This window comes from Streptomyces cellostaticus (assembly GCF_001513965.1).
Lineage (GTDB): Bacteria > Actinomycetota > Actinomycetes > Streptomycetales > Streptomycetaceae > Streptomyces > Streptomyces cellostaticus.
This window is the reverse complement of record NZ_KQ948020.1, coordinates 1-19332: the sequence shown is the minus strand read 5'-3', so window position 1 is coordinate 19332 and position 19332 is coordinate 1. Positions and strand designations below refer to the sequence as shown.

The following is a 19332-nucleotide window of genomic DNA, read 5'->3' as shown; positions in this document are numbered from 1 at the left end:
GCCCCGCAGGCGCACGCCGGGATCACCCGGTCGGGCTACCCCAAGTCGCTTGACATCGTTGTCGGTTGAGGCGGTAAAGTCATGTACAGACCATTCGACAACGTTGTCGCGCCCCAGACGGGCGAGGCCCCCCAGGGCCTCGCCACCACAAGCCAGCACCACCCGGGCAGGGACACCACCACCCCCCTCACCTGCCCGGCTCGCGGACCCGGTGTGCACGGCCACCGGGTCCGCCCAGAGCGGCTCAACCCACCTGACAGGCAAGGGTGGCGGAGCCGTCACCGCCGGAGCCCTGGACGACGTAGCCGAACGTCGCGCTCTGCCCGGGAGCGAGCGAGCCGTTCCAGTCGGCGTTGTGGACCATCACGTCCTGTCCGGTGTAGGTGGCGTTGCCGTTCCAGAGGCCGGCCACCGACTGCCCCGCGGGCAGCGTCCAGTCGACCATCCAGCCGAGCATCGGGACGTCGCCGCTGTTGGTGGCCGTCACCTCGGACTGGTAGCCGCCGTTCCAGCTGTTGGTCGTCCTGCGAGTGACGGTGCAGGTCCCGGGCGGGGGCGGGGAGTTGCCCGGATCGTGGACGCCCGTGACCTCACCGTTGCCGCCGTCGAAGGTGACGTCGGAGCAGGAGTAGAACGTCTCCGTGCTGTCCGAGCGCTGCCACACCATGGAGATGATGTGTCGTCCGGATTTGTTCGACGGGAGTTTGCCGGTCCAGGAGTAGTGGGCCTCGACCGTGCCCGGGGTGCCGTTGAGCGGCGGGTGGTCGACGGTGAGGAACGGCTGGTCCTCCATCTCGTCCCAGGTGAGCGGCTTGGTCGGGTCGTAGCCGTCCTTGGTGACGTACACATGGAACCAACCCGGGTGCGCGGCCCAGGCGCTGTAGGAGAAGTCGACCGTGGCGCCCGCGGTCAGATGGGTCACCGGCCAGTCGTCACGTGCCAGGCCGAAGCCCGTGAAGTGGGGATTGCCGCCGCTGCACAACCGGCCGTCCGGCACGAAGCCACGGGTGCGGCCGGCACCGTCCGAGCGCAGCACCGAGAACCAGTTGCAGAACGGCGTGGTCCCGCCGGTCTGCCGGGCCGCCTTGCAGGCCGGGTTGACGGGCTTGATCTCGCCGGTGCTCGTGAGCGCGTCCTGCCGGCACAGGAAGGTGCGGCTGCCCGGCTTCATGGGGGTGCCGTGGGCCGAGGCCGGGGTGCTCGCGGCGAGGATCAGGCCGAGGGCAGGGAGGGTGGTGAGCGGGGCCAGGAGGGTCAGGAGGAGGGCCCTGCTGCGGGTGGGGTGCGGTAATCGCGGGCGTTTCGCGAGGCCCGCGAGGCAGCTTGTCGTAGACATGACACATCCACCTCCCGGTGCGGTCGCAGTCGTACGGAGGGGAGGCGGGGCGGGAGCGGGCCCGCACGGTCCGGGCGGGTTCCGGTCCGCCTGGGCCGCACTTATGGGAGCGCTCCCACCCCTTGCCCGTGAAGCTAGCGCGCAGGGCGTCAGGTGTAAACGGCTGTCGGCACAGGATTTGTCCACCGCTTGGACCAGCCATAGCCACCCGGAAATGCCGGTGCTAGAAATATCGCATGTCGGACCTTTTTGGCCGATTCAGGCATATCTCTTGGCGCTCCCTCGTCGGCAAGAGCCCGCGCAGCGTCGCCGGGCAGGTGTTCGTCCTCCAGGTGGCGCTGGTGGTCGTGCTCGTGATCTGCGGCGTCATCGCGCTCGTCCTGCAATCGGAGCGCGACACCACCACGGAGGCCAAGCGCCGGTCCATAGCCGTCGCGCAGACCTTCGCGCACTCCCCCGGCATCGTGCAGGCGCTGCGGACCCCCGAGCCGTCGAAGGTGCTCCAGCCGCTCACCGAGGCGGGGCGCAAGGCCGCGGGCGTCGACTTCATCGTGGTCATGGACACCAAGGGCATCCGCTACACCCACCCCATACCGAGCAAGATCGGCCACCGGTTCGTGGGCAGGATCGGGCCGTCGCTGGCCGGGAAGGTCTACACCGAGAGCGTCCACGGCCCGCTCGGCCACGAGGTGCAGGCCACCGTTCCGATCTACGACCCGCACGGCAAGGTGACCGCCCTCGTCTCCGCCGGGCTGAAGGTCAAGAACGTGACCAGCGAGGTGGACCGGCAGCTGCCGATCATCCTGGCGGCCGGGGCCGGAGCGCTCGTGGTGTCGACCAGTGGGACGGCGCTGGTGGGCAGGCGGCTGCGGCGCCAGACCCACAGCCTGGCCCCGGCCGAGATGACCCGCATGTACGAGCACCACGACACGGTGCTGCACTCGGTGCGCGAAGGTGTGCTCATCGTCGATGACGACGGGCGGCTGCTGCTGGCCAACGACGAGGCCCGCCGGCTGCTGGAGCTGCCCCCCGAGGCCGAGGGCCGGCACGTGCGGGAGCTGTCGGTCCTCGACCCCGAGATGACGCAGCTGCTGGTCACCGGACGCGAGGCCACCGACGAGGTGCACTTCGCCGGGGGACGGCTGCTGGCGGTCAACCAGCGGCCCACGGACCGCGCGGGCGGCCCCCGGGGCACCGTGGTGACGCTCCGCGACTCCACCGAACTCCAGGCGGTCTCCGGCAGGGCGGAGGTCGCACGCGAGCGACTCGAGCTGCTGTACGACGCGGGGCTCGGCATCGGCACCACCCTCGACGTGGTCCGTACGGCCGACGAGCTGGCGCAGGTCGCCGTCCCCCGCTTCGCCGACTTCGTCACCGTGGACCTGGCCGACGCCGTGCTGCACGGCGAGGAGCCGGCTCGCAAGGCGACGGACATGCGGCGCGTCGCCGTACACGGCATCCGGGACGACCACCCGCTGTACGAAAAGGGCCGGCTGATCGACTTCCTGCCCTCCACGCCCCAGGCGCGCGGCTACGGCGCCGGCCGCTCCGAGCTGGTGCCCAGCCTGTCGGCCGCGACGGGCTGGCACATTCAGGACCCGGCGCGCACCCGGCAGATCCTGGAGTACGGCATCCACTCCCTCATCGCCGCGCCGATCCAGGCCCGCGGCGTCGTGCTCGGCATGGCCAACTTCTGGCGTTCCAAGCGGGAGCCGTTCGACGAGGAGGAGCTGTCGCTGGCGGAGGAGCTGGTGGCCCGGGCCGCCGTCAGCATCGACAACGCCCGCCGGTACACCCGCGAACACACCCTGGCGGTCACCCTGCAGCGCAGCCTGCTGCCGCGGGCGCTGCCCGAGCAGAGCGCACTCGACGTCGGCTACCGCTACCTGCCCGCCCAGTCGGGTGTGAGCGGGGACTGGTTCGACGTGATCCCGCTGCCGGGCAGCCGGGTGGCGCTGGTCGTCGGCGACGTGGTCGGGCACGGCCTGCACGCGGCCGCGACCATGGGCCGGCTGCGCACCGCGGTGCACAACTTCTCCACGCTCGACCTGCCCCCCGACGAACTGCTCAGCCATCTGGACGACCTGGTCGGCCGCATCGACCAGGACGAGGCCTGCGCGGAGGCGGCCGCGGAGATCGCGGGCGCCACCTGCCTGTATGCGATCTACGATCCCGTGACGCGGCGCTGCGTCATGGCCCGTGCCGGGCACCTGGCACCCGCGCTGGTCCACCCCGACGGCAGCGCCACCTTCCCCGACCTGCCGGCCGGGCCGCCGCTGGGCCTCGGCGGCATGCCGTTCCAGACGGCCGAGCTGGAACTCCCCGAGGGGAGCCAGCTCGTCCTGTACACCGACGGTCTCATCGAGGACCGCTCGCGTGACCTGGACGTGGGCATGGAGCTGCTGCGCCGGGCGCTGGCGGGGCACCCCGACCGGTCGCCGGAGGAGAGCTGCCAGGCGGTGCTGGACGAGCTGCTGCCGGCGCGCCCCAAGGACGACGTCGCGCTGCTCATCGCGCGCACCCGGGCGCTGCCGCCCCAGAACGTGGCCGACTGGGACGTGCCGCAGGACCCGGCCGCCGTGTCGGGGATGCGCGGCGCCGTGTCCGCCCGGCTGGAGGAGTGGGGCCTGGCCGAGCTGGGCTTCGGCATGGAACTCGTCCTGAGCGAGCTGATCACCAACGCCATCCGCTACGGCTCCGAGCCGATCCATGTGCGGCTGATCCGTGACCGCACGCTGATCTGCGAGGTGGCCGACGGCAGCAGCACCTCGCCGCATCTGCGGTACGCCGCGACGACCGACGAGGGAGGCCGGGGTCTGTTCCTGGTCTCGCAGATGACCGAGCGCTGGGGCACCCGGTACACGCCTCAGGGCAAGGTGATCTGGGCCGAGGTGGCCTTGCCGGACCTCACGGGTTGCCTGCCGGACTGAGGGGCTGGGGGGGCCGGGGGCGGGGTGGCCGGCGTCCTGTTCCAGGACGGAGCGGCGGCCGGGAGTTCGACCGTGAACTCGGTCCGGCCCGGGGCGCTGTCCGCGCGGATGCGACCGCCGTGTGCCGCCGTGATCCCCGCGGCGATCGCGAGCCCCAGGCCCGCACCGCCCGCGGCCCCCGGGGCCCGGGAGCGTGAGGCGTCGGCCCTGGTGAAGCAGTCGAAGACGGTGGGCAGGAGGGCGGGCGGGATGCCGGGGCCGTCGTCCTGGACGAGGACGACGTGGTGGGTGGCGCCGGACTCGACGGTGACCGTGACCGTCGTACCGGGCGGGGTGTGCATGCGGGCGTTGGCCAGCAGACCGGCCACTAGCCGGCGCAGCCTGGTGTCGTCGCCGGTGACCGGCGCCGGCGCGTCCGGGCGGAGGCGGAGCTGCCAGCGGTGGCCGGGGGCGGTCACCCGGACCTGCCGTACGGCCTCGGCGACCACGCCCACCAGATCCACCTCCACGCTCTGCGGGGGCCGGCCCTCGTCGAGGCGGGCCAGCAGGAGCAGGTCTTCGACCAGGGCGGTCATGCGTGCCGACTCGGCGCCGACCCGGCGCCAGGCGGCATCGGGAGCGATGCGGTTCATCAGCTCGGCGTATCCGGCGATGGAGGCGAGCGGGGTACGCAGCTCGTGGCTGGCATCGGCCAGGAAGCGGCGCATGCGCTCCTCGCCGCGCCGGCGTTCGGCGAGCGAGGCCTCGACGTGGTCGATCATGAGGTTGAGGGCGGCCCCGACCTGGCCGCTCTCGCTGCCGGGGTCGGTGTCGCGCTCCGGTACCCGGGGCAGCCCGGCGGCCCGGCCCCGGCCGAGGGGTGCCCGGGAGACGTCGGCCGCGGTGGCGGCGACCCGGCCGAGCGGGCGCAGCCGGCGCCGGATGACGACCGCGCAGGCGCCCACCGCGACCGCGAGTCCGGCGGCGCTGACGACGGCCTCGGTCTCGGCCAGCCTGCCGAGCGTGTCCAGCAGGTCGTCCATGGGCAGCCCGGTGAGGACACGGATGCCGCTCGCGTCCAGGGCGGTGAGCCGGTAGGTGCCGAGGCCGGGCACCGTCCGGGTGTGCACCGAGCCGTCGGCGGGGATGCCGGTGAGGGCGGTGCGCTGGGCGGAGCTGAGGGTGCGCGGGGCCGCGTCCTGGGTGACGACGGCCGCGGAGACGATGTGTCCGGCGGCGTCGAGCCGGGCGGCGAGCAACCCCTCGGGGTGGCCGCCCCGGTGGAGGAACGCGAGGTCGGCGGGGTGTTCGGGGTGGAGTGCGGCACCGTCCACGCTCCGTTCGGCGGCGCTGTCCAGCCGCTCGTCCAGGCTGCCCGTGAGAGAGGCGCGCTGGGCGAGGACGGTGGTGAGGGCGAGCGTGGCGCACACGCAGGCGAGGGTGACGGTGACGAGGGTCAGCAGACGCGTGCGCAGGGAGCGGCTCCGCGGGCGGCGGCTCATCTGCCGTGCCCCGTACGGGACCCAGGGGTGCCAGACATGTAGCGATTCTGTCCCGGTCCGCTGGGGGAAGCCTGTGTTCCGCCTGAGGGTCGGTGATGACCTGCGCGGACGCGGCTCGGGGACGGCGAAGGGCCGCACCCCCGTCACCGGGGATGCGGCCCTGTACCGCCGTGTCCTGCCGCTTACTTGCGGATCAGGTTGCGCAGCACGTACTGCATGATGCCGCCGTTGCGGTAGTAGTCGGCCTCACCGGGGGTGTCGATGCGGACGACCGCGTCGAACTCGACACCGGAGTCGGTGGTGACCTTGACCGTGCGCGGCGTGGTGCCCTCGTTCAGCTCGGTGACGCCGGAGAAGGAGAAGGTCTCCTCACCGGTCAGGCCGAGGGACTCGGCGGTGGCGCCCTCCGGGAACTGCAGCGGCAGGACGCCCATGCCGATGAGGTTCGAGCGGTGGATGCGCTCGTACGACTCGGCGATGACGGCCTTGACGCCGAGCAGCGCGGTGCCCTTGGCCGCCCAGTCGCGGGACGAGCCGGAGCCGTACTCCTTGCCGGCCAGGACGACCAGCGGGATGCCCTGCTCGATGTAGTTGCGGGAGGCGTCGTAGATGAACGACACCGGCGCGTCGGCCTGGGTGAAGTCGCGGGTGTAGCCGCCCTCGGTGCCCGGCGCGATCTGGTTGCGCAGGCGGATGTTGGCGAACGTGCCGCGGATCATGACCTCGTGGTTGCCTCGGCGGGAGCCGTAGGAGTTGAAGTCACGACGCTCCACACCGTGCTCGGTGAGGTACTTGCCGGCCGGGGTGTCGGCCTTGATGGCGCCGGCGGGCGAGATGTGGTCCGTCGTCACCGAGTCGCCCAGCTTGGCGAGGACGCGGGCGCCGGTGATGTCGGAGACCGGGGTGGTCTCCATCGTCATGCCCTCGAAGTACGGGGGCTTGCGCACGTAGGTGGACTGCGGGTCCCACTCGAAGGTGTTGCCGGTCGGGATCGACAGTGCCTGCCACTGGGCGTCGCCCGCGAAGACGTCCTGGTAGGACTTGTTGAACATGTCCTCGCCGATGGCGTTCGCCACGACGTCGTTGACCTCGGCCTCGGTCGGCCAGATGTCGGTCAGGTAGACCGGCTTGCCGTCCTGGTCGGTGCCGAGGGCGTCCTTGGTGATGTCCACCTTCATGGAGCCCGCGAGGGCGTACGCGACGACCAGCGGCGGGGAGGCCAGGTAGTTCATCTTGACGTCGGGGTTGATACGGCCCTCGAAGTTCCGGTTGCCGGAGAGGACCGAGGTGACCGCGAGGTCGTGGTCGTTGACGGCCTTGGAGACCTCCTCCGGCAGCGGGCCGGAGTTGCCGATGCAGGTGGTGCAGCCGTAGCCGACAAGGTTGAAGCCGACCTTGTCGAGGTACGGGGTCAGGCCCGCCTTGTCGAAGTAGTCGGTGACGACCTTCGAACCCGGGGCGAGGGTCGTCTTGACCCACGGCTTGCGGGTCAGGCCCTTCTCGACCGCCTTCTTGGCCACCAGGGCGGCGGCGACCATGACGTACGGGTTCGAGGTGTTGGTGCAGGAGGTGATGGCCGCGACCGTCACCGCACCGTGGTCGATCGTGTAGGTCGAGCCGTCGGGGGCGGTCACGGTGACCGGGTTCGACGGGGCGCCGTTGGGGTGGATCGCCGGGGCGTCGGAGGCCGGGAAGGACTCCTGGCCCGCCTCGTCCACGGTGTCGACGTAGTTGCGGACGTCCTGCGTGAACTGCTGGGCGGCGTTGGCGAGGACGATACGGTCCTGCGGGCGCTTCGGGCCGGCGATCGACGGGACGACCGTCGAGAGGTCGAGCTCCAGCTTCTCGGAGAAGTCCGGCTCGGCCTGCGGATCCAGCCAGAGGCCCTGCTCCTTGGCGTACGCCTCGACGAGCGCGAGCTGCTGCTCGGAGCGGCCGGTGAGCTTGAGGTACTTGATGGTCTCGCCGTCGATCGGGAAGACCGCGGCGGTGGAGCCGAACTCCGGCGACATGTTGCCGATGGTGGCGCGGTTGGCCAGGGAGGTGGCGGCGACGCCCTCGCCGTAGAACTCCACGAACTTGCCGACCACACCGTGCTTGCGCAGCATCTCGGTGATGGTGAGCACCAGGTCGGTGGCGGTGGTGCCGGCGGGCAGCTCACCGGTGAGCTTGAAGCCGACAACGCGCGGGATGAGCATCGAGACCGGCTGGCCGAGCATCGCGGCCTCGGCCTCGATACCGCCGACGCCCCAGCCCAGAACGCCGAGGCCGTTGACCATGGTGGTGTGCGAGTCGGTGCCGACGAGGGTGTCGGGGTAGGCCTGGCCGCCTCGGACCATCACCGTGCGCGCGAGGTGCTCGATGTTGACCTGGTGGACGATGCCGGTGCCCGGCGGGACGACCTTGAAGTCGTCGAAGGCGGTCTGGCCCCAGCGCAGGAACTGGTAGCGCTCCTTGTTGCGGCCGTACTCCAGGTCGACGTTCTGCTTGAAGGCGTCGTTCGTGCCGAACTTGTCGGCGATGACGGAGTGGTCGATGACCATCTCGGCCGGCGAGAGCGGGTTGACCTTCGCCGGGTCGCCGCCGAGGGCCTTCACGGCCTCACGCATGGTGGCGAGGTCCACGACACAGGGCACACCCGTGAAGTCCTGCATGATCACGCGGGCCGGCGTGAACTGGATCTCCTGGCTGGGCTGCGCCTGGGAGTCCCAGCCACCGAGGGCGCGGATGTGGTCGGCGGTGATGTTCGCGCCGTCCTCCGTGCGGAGCAGGTTCTCCAGCAGGACCTTCAGGCTGTAGGGAAGGCGCGCGGAGCCTTCGACCTTGTCCAGCCGGAAGATCTCGTACGACTCGTCGCCCACCTGCAGCGTGCTGCGGGCGTCGAAGCTGTTCGCCGACACGACAGTCTCCTTCATTGATGTGCGCGTACCACCGCAATCCTGCCGCCACGCCGAACTGGCCGATCCGCTAAGGTAAGGCTAAGTTAGGTAACCCTTACTGGCGTGGCGGCTGCGGTGCGCCTCGGCAGATATCTCGATGTCGAGATAACTCTAGTACATGGGGGCGGGCTGGTCATGTCCGGCCGGGCCCCGCTGTGCCGTTTTCCGGTGGTGTCGGCCACACGGCGACGGGTGGAGATCGCCGCATGCCTCCCGGGCGCGGCACCGGCACGGTGGCCAACGCGCCGGGGGACGACGTCACGCCCTTCTCGTGGCACTGCCCGGAGCCGGGAGTGCTGGAGGTGCATGACGGGTACAGCGGCGTCGAGCGGGTCCGTTACGCCATCGCCCCCGCCACACCGGCCCACTCGACGGACCCCGCACCGGCGGTCGCCTTCGAGCCGCCCCTGTTCCTCGCCCGGGAGTGCGCGAGGATTTCCATGGCTTCCGACTGATAGTTGGCTAAACCGGGAAGGTGAGTTGATATCGGACCAACCATCCCCAACTCCGACACTTCCCGCAAACACGCTGGTCACTGACGTCCCGTCACCCGAATGAACCCCCCAACGAGCGCCATCTCATATCTGAGATAGCCTCAACCTCATGTCAGACGACTACCTCGTACGCATCGGCAAGCTCATCCGTGACGCCCGGCAACACCGTGGCTGGACACAGGCGCAGCTCGCGGAGGCGCTCGGCACCAGCCAGAGCGCGGTCAATCGCATCGAGCGCGGGAACCAGAACATCAGCCTTGAGATGATCGCCCGAATCGGCGAAGCCCTGGACAGTGAGATCGTGTCGCTGGGCTATGCGGGTCCGATGCATCTGCGCGTGGTCGGCGGCCGCCGGCTGTCCGGCGCCATCGACGTGAAGACCAGCAAGAACGCGTGTGTGGCCCTGCTGTGCGCCTCGCTGCTGAACAAGGGGCGCACGGTGCTGCGCCGGGTGGCCCGGATCGAGGAGGTGTACCGCCTTTTGGAGGTACTCAACTCCATCGGCGTGCGCACCCGCTGGATCAACGACGGGGTCGACCTGGAGCTGGTCCCGCCGGCCGAGCTGGAGATGGCGGCGATCGACGCGGAGGCTGCCGTCCGCACCCGCTCGATCATCATGTTCCTCGGTCCGCTGCTGCACCGTATGGACCACTTCAAGCTGCCGTACGCCGGCGGCTGCGACCTGGGCACCCGGACCATCGAGCCGCACATGATCGCGCTGCGCCGGTTCGGGCTGGACATCGCGGCCACCGAGGGCCAGTACCACGCGCAGGTCGACCGCACGGTCCGCCCCGACCGCCCGATCGTGCTGACCGAGCGCGGCGACACCGTGACCGAGAACGCGCTGCTGGCCGCCGCCCGGCACGACGGAGTGACGGTCATCCGCAACGCGTCCTCCAACTACATGGTCCAGGACCTGTGCTTCTTCCTGGAGGCCCTGGGCGTCAAGGTCGAGGGCATCGGCACCACCACGCTGACCGTGCACGGCGTGCCGAACATCGACGTCGACGTCGACTACTCCCCCTCCGAGGACCCGGTCGAGGCGATGAGCCTGCTGGCCGCCGCCGTGGTGACCGAGTCGGAGCTGACGGTGCGCCGGGTGCCGATCGAGTTCCTGGAGATCGAGCTGGCGGTCCTGGAGGAGATGGGCCTCGACCACGACCGCAGCCCCGAGTACTTCGCGGACAACGGCCGTACCCGCCTGGTGGACCTCACGGTCCGGCCCTCCAAGCTGGAGGCCCCGATCGACAAGATCCACCCCATGCCCTTCCCGGGCCTGAACATCGACAACGTCCCCTTCTTCGCGGCCATCGCGGCAGTCGCGCAGGGCCAGACGCTGATCCACGACTGGGTCTACGACAACCGTGCGATCTACCTGACGGACCTCAACCGCCTCGGCGGCCGACTGCAGTTGCTGGACCCGCACCGGGTGCTGGTCGAGGGCCCGACCCGCTGGCGCGCCGCCGAGATGATGTGCCCGCCCGCGCTGCGTCCCGCGGTGGTCGTCCTGCTGGCGATGATGGCGGCCGAGGGCACCTCGGTCCTGCGCAACGTGTACGTCATCAACCGGGGTTACGAGGACCTCGCCGAGCGCCTGAACTCGATCGGCGCGCAGATCGAGATCTTCCGGGACATCTGAGTCACCGATGCCGCCGCACCCTGCCTGACCTGCACATATGCGGGTCTGGGGAGGGTGCAGCGGCATCTCTGGGACTTCTCTGGGACTTTGGGCCGAGAGCGGGCTGCCCCGGTCTCTCAGCGGGAGGACGATGGCCGGCAGGCCTGCCGGACGCTATGGAGGTGTACCGGTCGGCATGTCTGGTGCCGCTGGGCCGACCGACCGGACAAGTCTTTGGAGTGCTGCCCACTGCCGGAACTGGCCCGCTGACATCCAACGCTGACATCAACGTCCTCGGACGGCGGCAACACACAGCAGCCAGTCGTGGCACCGACGCACAAGGCGAGACCCGACCAGGCCGAGGGGAGATCGAACTCCTAAAGCGGGTGTCGCAGGTTCGAATCCTGCCGGGGGCACACTGTCTGACCAGCGCGTTTACCTCTCTGAGGTAGGCGCGCTGTTCGTCGTAGCCATGGCATTAACCATGAATAGGTTCCAGGACCATGGCGAACACCAAGAGCAAGCGACGTCAGCGCGGCAGCATCCGCCCCAACGGGGCAGGCTTCCAGGTCCGGGTCTACGCCGGGCGTGACCCGCTCACGAAGAAGGACATCTACCTCCACGAGCAGGCCGAGACGGAGGTCGAGGCCGAGAAGGCACGCACGAAGCTCCCCCACCAGGTCGACGAGAACCGCCACCCCAAGACGCAAGTGACCATGTCGTTCCTGCTCGACCGGTGGCTGGGCGTCGCTGAGCTCGACGAGACGTCGTACGAGCGGGCCGAGGGCATCATCCGCAACTACCTCAAGCCCACGTTCGACGACCTCAAGGCGGGCAAGCTGACCGCCGAGATGCTGGAGCTGTTCTACGCCCGTCTCCGGCAGTGCCAGGACCAGTGCGAAGGCCGACGCAACAGCAAGACCGACCCCAAGACGAAGCAGAACCACGTCTGCGAGCCGCTCGCCGCGAACTCCGGCCAATCCCGCCCCTGGGGTGGCGGGAGCGGACCGGAGCCAGGGGGCACCGGTCCACCAGGCAGCGACCGAGCGCGGATCTCAGCCGGAGGAGAAGTCCGCACCCCGACGCAAGCGCTCGCCGAAGCGGACGGTAGCCCGAAGGCCGCCACCATCACTGGCGGCGGCCATGTTCCTCCGGGAGCACAGCAGGTGTTCCCCGGAAGCACGCCCCGGTCGTTCAGTGACTGAACGGGGCGAGGGTCCCGGCGCTGATGGCGCCCCTCAGGATGTGGGCGATCTCCTCGGGCTTGAGGTCGATGCCCTCGAGCCCCTCCACAGTCAGCGGGATCTCCTCCAGCGCGTACTCGCCCCGGCCCTCGGCGCTGAACTCGGGCCCGGTGCGGTCCTCGAAGGACCAGGTCGCGATACGGGCGAGGTAGAAGAGCTGGCGCTCGTCGTCGGACTCCATCGTGTGGAGGAGCCGGACGATGTCGGCCTTCCCCGCGATCTCCTCGTGGATCTCCCGGTGGAGGGCGGCCTCCCGGGACTCGTCGCTGGGCTCGACGCCGCCGCCGGGGAGGACCCAGTACTGGGGGATGTCGGGCTTGGTGCGGCGGATGACCAGCATCGTTTCGTCAGCGGTGACGAGGACGGCGCGGACTCGTTCCTTCATTTCGGTCTGTCTCCTTGCTTGTTGGCGTCTCAGTGCAGCAGCCAGCCGCCGTCGACGTGGACGGATTGCCCAGTGATGAACGACGCGGAGGGGCCCACGAGGAAGGCCACCAGGGCCGCGACGTCTTCGGGGCGGCCGCGGCGGGGGACGCACTGGCGCTTGATCTGGTCCTCCGGGCGCGCACGGTGCTGGGCGGGGAGGGTGTTCTCGGCCTCCACCTGGATGGCGCCGGGCATGACGGTGTTGGCGCAGATGCCGTACGGGCCCAGTTCGCGGGCGAGGGAGCGGGTCAGGCCCAGCAGTCCCGCCTTCGCGGTGCTGTACGCGACGAGGTTCGTGCGACCGGCGCGGGCGTTGACGCTGCCGATGTTCACGATGCGGCCCCACCGGCGTTCGATCATGCCGGGGGTCACCGCGTGGCAGGTGCGGTAGTGGGCGGTGAGGTTGACATCGAGGGAGTAGTTCCAGGCTGTCTCGTCGGTGTCCTCCCAGGGGACGCGGGGGTCGGAGCCGGCGTTGTTCACGAGGATGTCGATGGGGCCGATCTCAGCACGGACGAGGTCGACCATGGTCTGGACGGCGCCCGGATCGGTGAGGTCGGCGTTCGCCGCGATCCCGGGGCTGCCGTCGCGCTCGAAGGCGGCGAGGAGGGCGTGGGCATCGGGGTCCTGGCCGAGGTGGTTGACCGCGACGGTCGCGCCGGCGGCGGCGAGCGCGCGTCCGATCTCGGCGCCGATGCCGGTGGCCCCGCCGGTGACGAGGGCGGTGCGGCCCTGGAGCGGGCGGGCCTGGAGAGGGGTCTCAAGCAGGGGCAGGGACATGGCTGCTCCGTTCGCCAGAGTGGGGGTGAGGGGCCGGTGTGGTGGTGAAGAAGGTATCGATCGTCGTGAGCGGTTCCTGGCTCTCGGCCAGCTTGATCAGCACGAGCAGGAGGTCGTGCCCGGTCAACCGGGAGGTCGGGATGACCCCGAGGATGCGCATGGCGAGGAAGGCATGGATCTCCTCCAGGCCGCTGCCGTCCCCTCCACGAAGGCCGTCCAACGCCCGCGCGACGGCCGCACTGCGGCCGGGTCCGGTGTTCCAGGAGTATCGGACGTCGATGTGGCGGCTGCCCTCGTGCAGGTCCAGGTACTCGATGCGCGGGCGGGAAAGTGGTGGCAGGGCGAGGCGGAGGGTGCGGGAGTAGACGTCGGGCTGGTAGTGGGGGACGAGCCAGCCGCCCAGGGCCATCAGGTACCAGAGCAGGTTGGCGGCCTCGCCCACGACGGTGTTGCGGCCGGCGAACTCGAAGTCGAGCCAGCACAGCGGGTCGGCGATGTTGGGCTCCGTGGGGTCGCCTTGCGACAGACCGGCCAGCCAGCGGCGGTCCGGGGCCAGGACGTGGCGGAGGCTGTCGATGGTGTCGGCGACGTTCAGCGTCAGCTGCCGGCCGTTGGCCGTGAGGGTGAAGCCGGCCAGCTCCCGGAGGGTGAGGGTCGTACCGATGTGGGGCAGGGCGATCGGCAGGTCACGGCGGAGGTACCAGCGGTCCAGCCGGCCTCCGGGGCGGATCCGGTCGAGGTAGAGGTCGGGAACGCACTCGGCCAGCGGCACGCGCTCGCCGGTCTCCTCGGCCGCCGCCCTCAGGTCGGCGCAGACGCTGTCCACGAGGCAGTCCAGGCGGGGCTGCATGGCCGGGTCGCGGTCGGCGAGGGCGATCACGTCGCCCATCAGCAGCACGCACCGGCCGGTGGCGAAGACATCCTCGTACGCGAGGAGCTGCCTGTCCGGCAACGCGACCTGCCCGTGAAGGCCCGGCACAACGATGTGGGAAGCGAGCTGGCTCCAACCCCTCACTTCGGCTTCGGCCTGCTCGCGGGTCGCCACCGGCTTGTGGAAGGTGCCCGCTACCGCCGGGGCCCGCCGGGCACTCACGCTCACTGCCTTTCCCCGGGAAGGGTGTCCAGCCAGCTGTGAAGGACGAGGGTCGCGAGCGCTTCGGCGGCGGGGCGCTCGGTGCGGGCGGTGGTGACCGCGCTGGTGTCCTGCCGCTTGGCGTCGAGGAGGACGGTGAGGGCGTCGCTGTCGGAGGGGCATTCGATACCGCTGAAGCGGAGCTGGATCTTCGCAAGCAGCGCGGTGACCTTGTAGAGGCCGCGGAGGTCGGGTGCCCCCTTGAGGAGCTGGCGGCGGATCTCTATGGCGGCCTGGATGCCGTCGCGCAGGCTCGCCTCGATGTCGGTGGCGGCGTCTGGTGCAGGCAGGGCCAGGCCGGGGGCGGACCACAGCGGGACTAGCGCCCCGCTGCCGATGAGGGCGAGGACGTGGAGGAGGCGGGAGGTCACGGCGCCGGCCCGGCACTCGGCTCGAGTCAGCACGGTGATGCCGAGTTTGACCCCGCCGAGTTCGGCCTCCAGTTCCGCGAGGACCTGGCGGATCCCGCCGAGGGAAGAGGCGTCGGCGACGACGAACACGTCGAGGTCGCTCCAGCCGTGCTGGTACTTGCCGCGGGCACCGCTGCCGGTGACGGCCAGCAGGTCGATCAGCGGCTGCGGGCCGGTGGTGCGGTCGAGGAACTCGGCCAGGTAGGCCTCCAGGTGGACCGGGAGTCCGAGCGCGTTGACCGGCATGGTGCTGGGCTGGTGCTCCGGCCAGCGGCGGTCGAGCGCGATGCGGTCCAGCCGGCGTTCCAGTTCCAGCCGTGGCCCGTCGTTGCCGATGACCTCGTGGGCAATGGAGGCGATCTTGTCCGCACCTCGTGCGCTCTTGACGACGTCGCGGTCGGCGACGTCCTGGGCTCCGGCGGTGCCCCGCCGTGTGCGCGTGGCCTCGGAGGCGTCCAGGTAGACGATGGTGAGCTGGGAGCCGAGCATCCGGGCGAGTTCGGCGGTCGAGTCGAAGTCGTGCAGCGACTCGATGCTGACGGAGTCGAGGAAGTGATGGGCATGGCAGAACCGGTCCAGCGCGTCCACGATCAGCTCGGCCTGGACGACGGAGCCCAGCCTGTAGGGGTCGGGGATGCCCGCCCGACTGGCCGCGTCCTCGATGAGGTGCCCGATCTTGAGGCGGGCGTGGCCGTGGTGCGTGCGCAGGTACTCGCCAGCGGTGCTCTTGCCGCTCTCCGACATGCCGCCCAGAGCGGTGACGTGCACTCCCGCCAGGGCCCGGCTCGGCACGCTCGGGTGCAGGGGCGCCAGGAGCCGGCGCACCTCGTCCTGGATGGTGACGGTCGGGCGGTCGCCGATGCGGATCGACATCGGGAAGCGGCCGTCAGCGACGAGGCGGTTGATCTGCTCGTGGAGGTGGCGCTGGTACGCCGCGTAGGTGTCGGTGACGGTCACCTCGTGGGCCAGGCTCCGGCGGGTGCCCTCTTCGGGGTCGTCGCAGTGCAGGAGGACGAGGGCGTATTCGTCCTCCTCGGCGGCCCGCAGGTCGGTCTCGTACGGGGACAGCAGGAGCCGGGCCCGGTCCGCGGCCTGCGCGGTGCCCAGGTTCTCCCGTACGGCGACCGTCGCGGCCACGGACGCTTCCAGCATGGGGATGCCCCGGTCCAGCAGGCGCACCGGCGCGGAGAAGGGGTGCCGGGAGCGTTCGAGGTAGGAGGTGGCGAGGACATCGGTGACCTCCTCGACGGGGCCGGTCTCGAACCACCAGCGGGCCATGCCGTCGGCCTTGATGGTGGCCCAGCGCGGGTCGTAGTGGTCGAGGGGGCCCGCGGAGGTGGCTGCCGGGCCCATGCGCCGGGCAGGATCCCGATCTGCTTGGTCTTCCCGGTGTTGTCGGGGCCGCTGAACGCGACCGACACGGGGTGCATGTCGTCGCCGTGCTGGCTGGGCATCGGCTTCCCTTCTTTCGCTGGTGATGCGAGGCACGCGGAGGCCGACGCCTCTATCGGGCGCTGTCGGCCAAGGGGATGTCGTCGACGCTGAGCGGCGGGTGCGCCAACGGCATCTGCGCGGACGACTGCTCGGCCTGGACCATGACTCCGAGGACCGCGAGTCCAGCAGCCGAGCCGAGCGCCCAGACCCAGCTCAGGACCGTCCCCAGTGGGTCGGATAACGGGACCCGGCTCACCGCCGCACCTCCCGGAGGGCGGGGTAGCGGCAGACACCGACCACTCGGGAAGGCGGGATCGTGCGGGTCCGCGCGCTGTCAGAGGTCATCTCCACCATCGGCTCCTCTCACGTGTCCGGGCAGGCGCCAACAGGCCCTGAACGGGGCCTGTTCGAACCATTCGGAGATCTGCGGGGTGATGTTCAGTGAACGGCGGTCCGCCCTCCCGGGACAGGGCCCAGGATGTAGTCCTGCGTAATCCCGCGTAATCCAGGTGGGGAGGATGACGGGGTGCCGAGGAACCCGGCCGTCGCGGAACTGATCAAGCGAGCCTGCCAGGAACGGGGCTGGGGGCCTTCGGAGTTGGCGCGTGCCCTTGGCCTGGCCGAATGCGGCGATCCGCGGCGCCTGCAGCGCCAGCACGCCCGGCGTTGGATCGAGGGAGAACGGACTCCCGGCCGCTGGTGGCCCTACATCGCGCAGGTGCTGGGGCTGGCCCCCGAGGCGATCAACCTTCCGGAGCCCATGCCTGCGGCACTCCACGCAGATACCGTTGCATCAGTCCTGCACCTGGGAAGGAGCGACGTGGAACGTCGGGAGTTCATCCTCGCCTCCAGCGGATACGCCCTGTCCGCGCTCGGCCTGCCCGACATGGACAGCATCACCCGCCGGACCAAGACCGCCCTCCCCGGAGCCGTCCGCGTCGGCCAGGGCGAGGTGGCCGCCGTACGCCACATGGTCAAGGCGCTCGGCGACTCCGCCTCCGAACTCGGCGGCGGGCACGCCCGCCACCTGGCCGTCCGCTACCTCACCCAGGACGTCGCCCCCTGGCTGGAGGGACGCTTCACCAAGGCCACCGGCCGAGACCTGTTCGCCGCCACCTCCCAGCTCGTCCAGCTCGCCGGCTGGATGGCCCAGGACGAAGGCGATACCCCCGAACTCCGCGGACTCGCCCAGCGCTACTACGCCCATTCCTTCCGCCTCGCCGCCGAAGCCGGCGACCCTGAGCTCTCGGCCACCGCTCTCCGCGGCCTCGCCGTACAGTGCGTCGATCTCGGCTACCGTGCCGAAGCCGTCCAGCTCGGCGAAGCCTGCGTGGACTACGGCCGCCACCTCGACAACCCACGGGCCGTCGCCTACTACGAGGCCACCCTCGCCAACGCCGCCGCCCAGGATGACGACCGCCGTATGGCGACCAAGCACCTCGCCATGTCCGAGACCGCCATCGGCAAGCCGGCCGCCGCGGGCGGCGACTCCTGGGCCGCCCACTACTCCCCCGGCCGCTGGGCCCACGAGTCCGGCATGATCCTCTCCCGCCTCGGCGACCTCGACTCCGCCGAAGAGCACCTCCACCTCGCCCTCGACATCCACGGCCTCGACCGCCGCCGCACCCGCGCCATCGTCCTTGCCGACCTCGGCGGCGTACGGCTCCGCCAAGGCGACGTGGACGGCGCCATGGCTACCTGGCGCGACTTCCTCGACTGCGCGGACGGCATCCGCTCCGTCAAGGTCCAAGCCGCCCTCCAGGACATGCGCGTCCGCCTGCGCCGGTACAGCGGCGTCCCGGAAGCCCAAGAGCTCCGCGAGCAGTCAGCCCGCATCGCGGGCTGACTCTTCCGACCGCGCTGTCAGCGCTGGATGGTAATCCTGTTCTCCAGCAACCATCCCGGCGCCCACCGGGGAAGGCAGCCAACCCGGCGGCGCGGGGGCACCTAAATCACGCTGATGAACACTGCACGTCACTGACAGGGAGCACAATGCTCGACTTTCGCGAGTTGGCGCCGGACGGCGAGGATCTGGAACAGCTGGTCCGCGAACTGGCCCTTGCCCTCGGCTATAGAGCCAAGTGGTCTGGCCGGGGAGCAGATGGCGGACGCGACCTCCTTCTCGAGGAGCCGGGCGATGCAGTGCTGGGGGCGAAGACACGCAACTGGGTGATCTCGTGCAAGCACATGGCTCACGCCAAGGATGGCGCCGGACGATCGGTCAACGGCGAAGACGTTGGAAGCATCGGCGGCATCGTGGACGCTGTTGCTCAGCATGACGCCGACGCTTTCCTCCTCGTCTGCTCCACCCAGCCCTCCAGCGCCCTGGTCTCCCGACTGGAGTCAATCGAGCGGACCAAGGGTGTGCACACACATGTGTGGGACGGAGTGGAGCTCGAACGCATGCTCGCCACTCCCCGGGGCTGGGCGGTAGCCCAGCGGTTTTTCCCGGTAAGCGCCGAAGCCAGCGGGTGGAGGGTCTTCGCCACTAGCGAGCCGAACCGGTTCATCGGTATCACCCGCGGCTTCTACCTCCGCGTCTCTAACCGGCACGGAAGCGCAGTCGGGTTCCCGCTCAATTGGATCGACGAGCGGTTGGACAGGGTCGCCTCAATCGACTTGCCTGTCGGGCACGAAATCCGTCCCCGAGGTGTCTTCTACGACGACAAGCACGGCGGATTCGTCTGGTACCTCGACTACCTGTACGGCGCCCGCGGCTGGCAGTCCGAGGAGATCGAACCGCCGATGGATACCGACCGGCTGCTCGGGCGGCTTGGCAACGGGACCGTGACCTACGACGACGGCCAGTTCGACCACTTCGAGGTCACGTTCAGAAAGGTCGACCGAGGTCACGATGCCTACGACGCGGACCACTACCGGTACTACGAGGACGTCCCCAGCTACGTCTAAGTCGTGTCTCTTGATGGACCAGCCGCTTCGCAAGCCCTTCGACCAGCACCAAGAGATCGACCGAGCTCTCCAAAAGATCCAAGACACAGAGTGCGGCTGGCACGATGATCCTGCGTCGCCGTTCTGGCTCAGTCCTGACGACGAGATTCCATTCTTCGTCCTGATCATGGCTGCCCGAGGCCTTGGGCGGCGCCCTAA

15 protein-coding genes are annotated in these 19332 nt (G+C 70.1%); 7 read left to right on the top strand and 8 right to left on the bottom strand.

The features are described from left to right. Positions 1 to 244: 244 nt before the first annotated feature. Positions 245 to 1336 carry a lytic polysaccharide monooxygenase auxiliary activity family 9 protein gene (locus tag AQI88_RS13470; RefSeq protein WP_066997262.1) on the bottom strand — a complete coding sequence of 364 codons (1092 nt, stop codon included), beginning with the start codon at positions 1334 to 1336 and terminating at the stop codon, positions 245 to 247. 236 nt (positions 1337 to 1572) lie between these two features. Here AQI88_RS13470 and AQI88_RS13465 point away from each other — a divergent pair, with 236 nt between their 5' ends. Then, positions 1573 to 4266: a SpoIIE family protein phosphatase gene (locus AQI88_RS13465; RefSeq protein ID WP_079057549.1), complete on the top strand. Its 2694-nt coding sequence runs from the start codon at positions 1573 to 1575 to the stop codon at positions 4264 to 4266. Here the strand turns inward: AQI88_RS13465 and AQI88_RS13460 are convergent. Together AQI88_RS13460 and acnA are read right to left on the bottom strand one after the other, a co-directional pair. Beyond that, the gene (locus AQI88_RS13460; protein WP_066997259.1) at positions 4203 to 5747 is read right to left on the bottom strand and encodes a sensor histidine kinase; all 1545 of its coding nucleotides are present in this window, start codon (positions 5745 to 5747) and stop codon (positions 4203 to 4205) included. The two genes, AQI88_RS13465 and AQI88_RS13460, sit on opposite strands and share 64 nt — an antisense overlap. A gap of 182 nt (positions 5748 to 5929) precedes the next feature. Further along, positions 5930 to 8647, bottom strand: a complete 2718-nt coding sequence (gene acnA, locus AQI88_RS13455) for an aconitate hydratase AcnA (RefSeq protein ID WP_066997256.1) — start codon at positions 8645 to 8647, stop codon at positions 5930 to 5932. Positions 8648 to 8892: 245 nt separating this feature from the next. On the opposite strand from acnA, the gene AQI88_RS13450 reads away from it, so the two are divergent. The 3 genes from AQI88_RS13450 (at position 8893) to AQI88_RS45890 (ending at position 12003) form a co-directional block, all read left to right on the top strand. Then, the gene (locus AQI88_RS13450) at positions 8893 to 9141 is read left to right on the top strand and encodes a hypothetical protein (protein ID WP_066997252.1); all 249 of its coding nucleotides are present in this window, start codon (positions 8893 to 8895) and stop codon (positions 9139 to 9141) included. A 148-nt stretch (positions 9142 to 9289) separates the two neighbouring features. Further along, a complete protein-coding gene (locus AQI88_RS13445; RefSeq protein WP_066997249.1) occupies positions 9290 to 10819 on the top strand; it encodes a helix-turn-helix domain-containing protein in 1530 nt (509 codons plus the stop codon). Positions 10820 to 11301: 482 nt separating this feature from the next. After that, positions 11302 to 12003: a hypothetical protein gene (locus AQI88_RS45890; RefSeq protein WP_066997246.1), complete on the top strand. Its 702-nt coding sequence runs from the start codon at positions 11302 to 11304 to the stop codon at positions 12001 to 12003. On the opposite strand, the gene AQI88_RS13435 is transcribed toward AQI88_RS45890, so the two are convergent. From AQI88_RS13435 to AQI88_RS13415, 5 genes are all read right to left on the bottom strand, one after another. Continuing rightward, positions 11993 to 12427 (bottom strand): NUDIX hydrolase, encoded by a 435-nt coding sequence (locus tag AQI88_RS13435; protein ID WP_066997242.1) that lies wholly within the window; start codon positions 12425 to 12427, stop codon positions 11993 to 11995. The two genes, AQI88_RS45890 and AQI88_RS13435, sit on opposite strands and share 11 nt — an antisense overlap. A 29-nt stretch (positions 12428 to 12456) precedes the next feature. Further along, the gene (locus tag AQI88_RS13430) at positions 12457 to 13248 is read right to left on the bottom strand and encodes an SDR family NAD(P)-dependent oxidoreductase (RefSeq protein WP_066997239.1); all 792 of its coding nucleotides are present in this window, start codon (positions 13246 to 13248) and stop codon (positions 12457 to 12459) included. Next, positions 13229 to 14347, bottom strand: coding sequence for a hypothetical protein (locus AQI88_RS13425; protein ID WP_159050335.1), 1119 nt, complete (start codon positions 14345 to 14347; stop codon positions 13229 to 13231). The genes AQI88_RS13430 and AQI88_RS13425 overlap by 20 nt, the downstream gene beginning before the upstream one ends. Then, positions 14344 to 16143 (bottom strand): nucleotidyltransferase domain-containing protein, encoded by a 1800-nt coding sequence (locus AQI88_RS13420; protein WP_244184119.1) that lies wholly within the window; start codon positions 16141 to 16143, stop codon positions 14344 to 14346. The genes AQI88_RS13425 and AQI88_RS13420 overlap by 4 nt, the downstream gene beginning before the upstream one ends. Before the next feature lie 151 nt (positions 16144 to 16294). Further along, positions 16295 to 16480 (bottom strand): hypothetical protein, encoded by a 186-nt coding sequence (locus AQI88_RS13415; RefSeq protein WP_066997233.1) that lies wholly within the window; start codon positions 16478 to 16480, stop codon positions 16295 to 16297. Positions 16481 to 16750: 270 nt separating this feature from the next. Here AQI88_RS13415 and AQI88_RS13410 point away from each other — a divergent pair, with 270 nt between their 5' ends. The 3 genes from AQI88_RS13410 to AQI88_RS47035 form a co-directional block, all read left to right on the top strand. After that, positions 16751 to 18070, top strand: coding sequence for an NsdA family TPR-like regulatory protein (locus AQI88_RS13410; protein WP_482258159.1), 1320 nt, complete (start codon positions 16751 to 16753; stop codon positions 18068 to 18070). Positions 18071 to 18216: 146 nt separating this feature from the next. Next, positions 18217 to 19134, top strand: coding sequence for a restriction endonuclease (locus AQI88_RS13405; protein WP_066997230.1), 918 nt, complete (start codon positions 18217 to 18219; stop codon positions 19132 to 19134). 13 nt (positions 19135 to 19147) lie between these two features. Further along, positions 19148 to 19332: hypothetical protein (locus AQI88_RS47035; RefSeq protein WP_208615772.1), on the top strand; the 185-nt coding region annotated here is incomplete at its 3' end.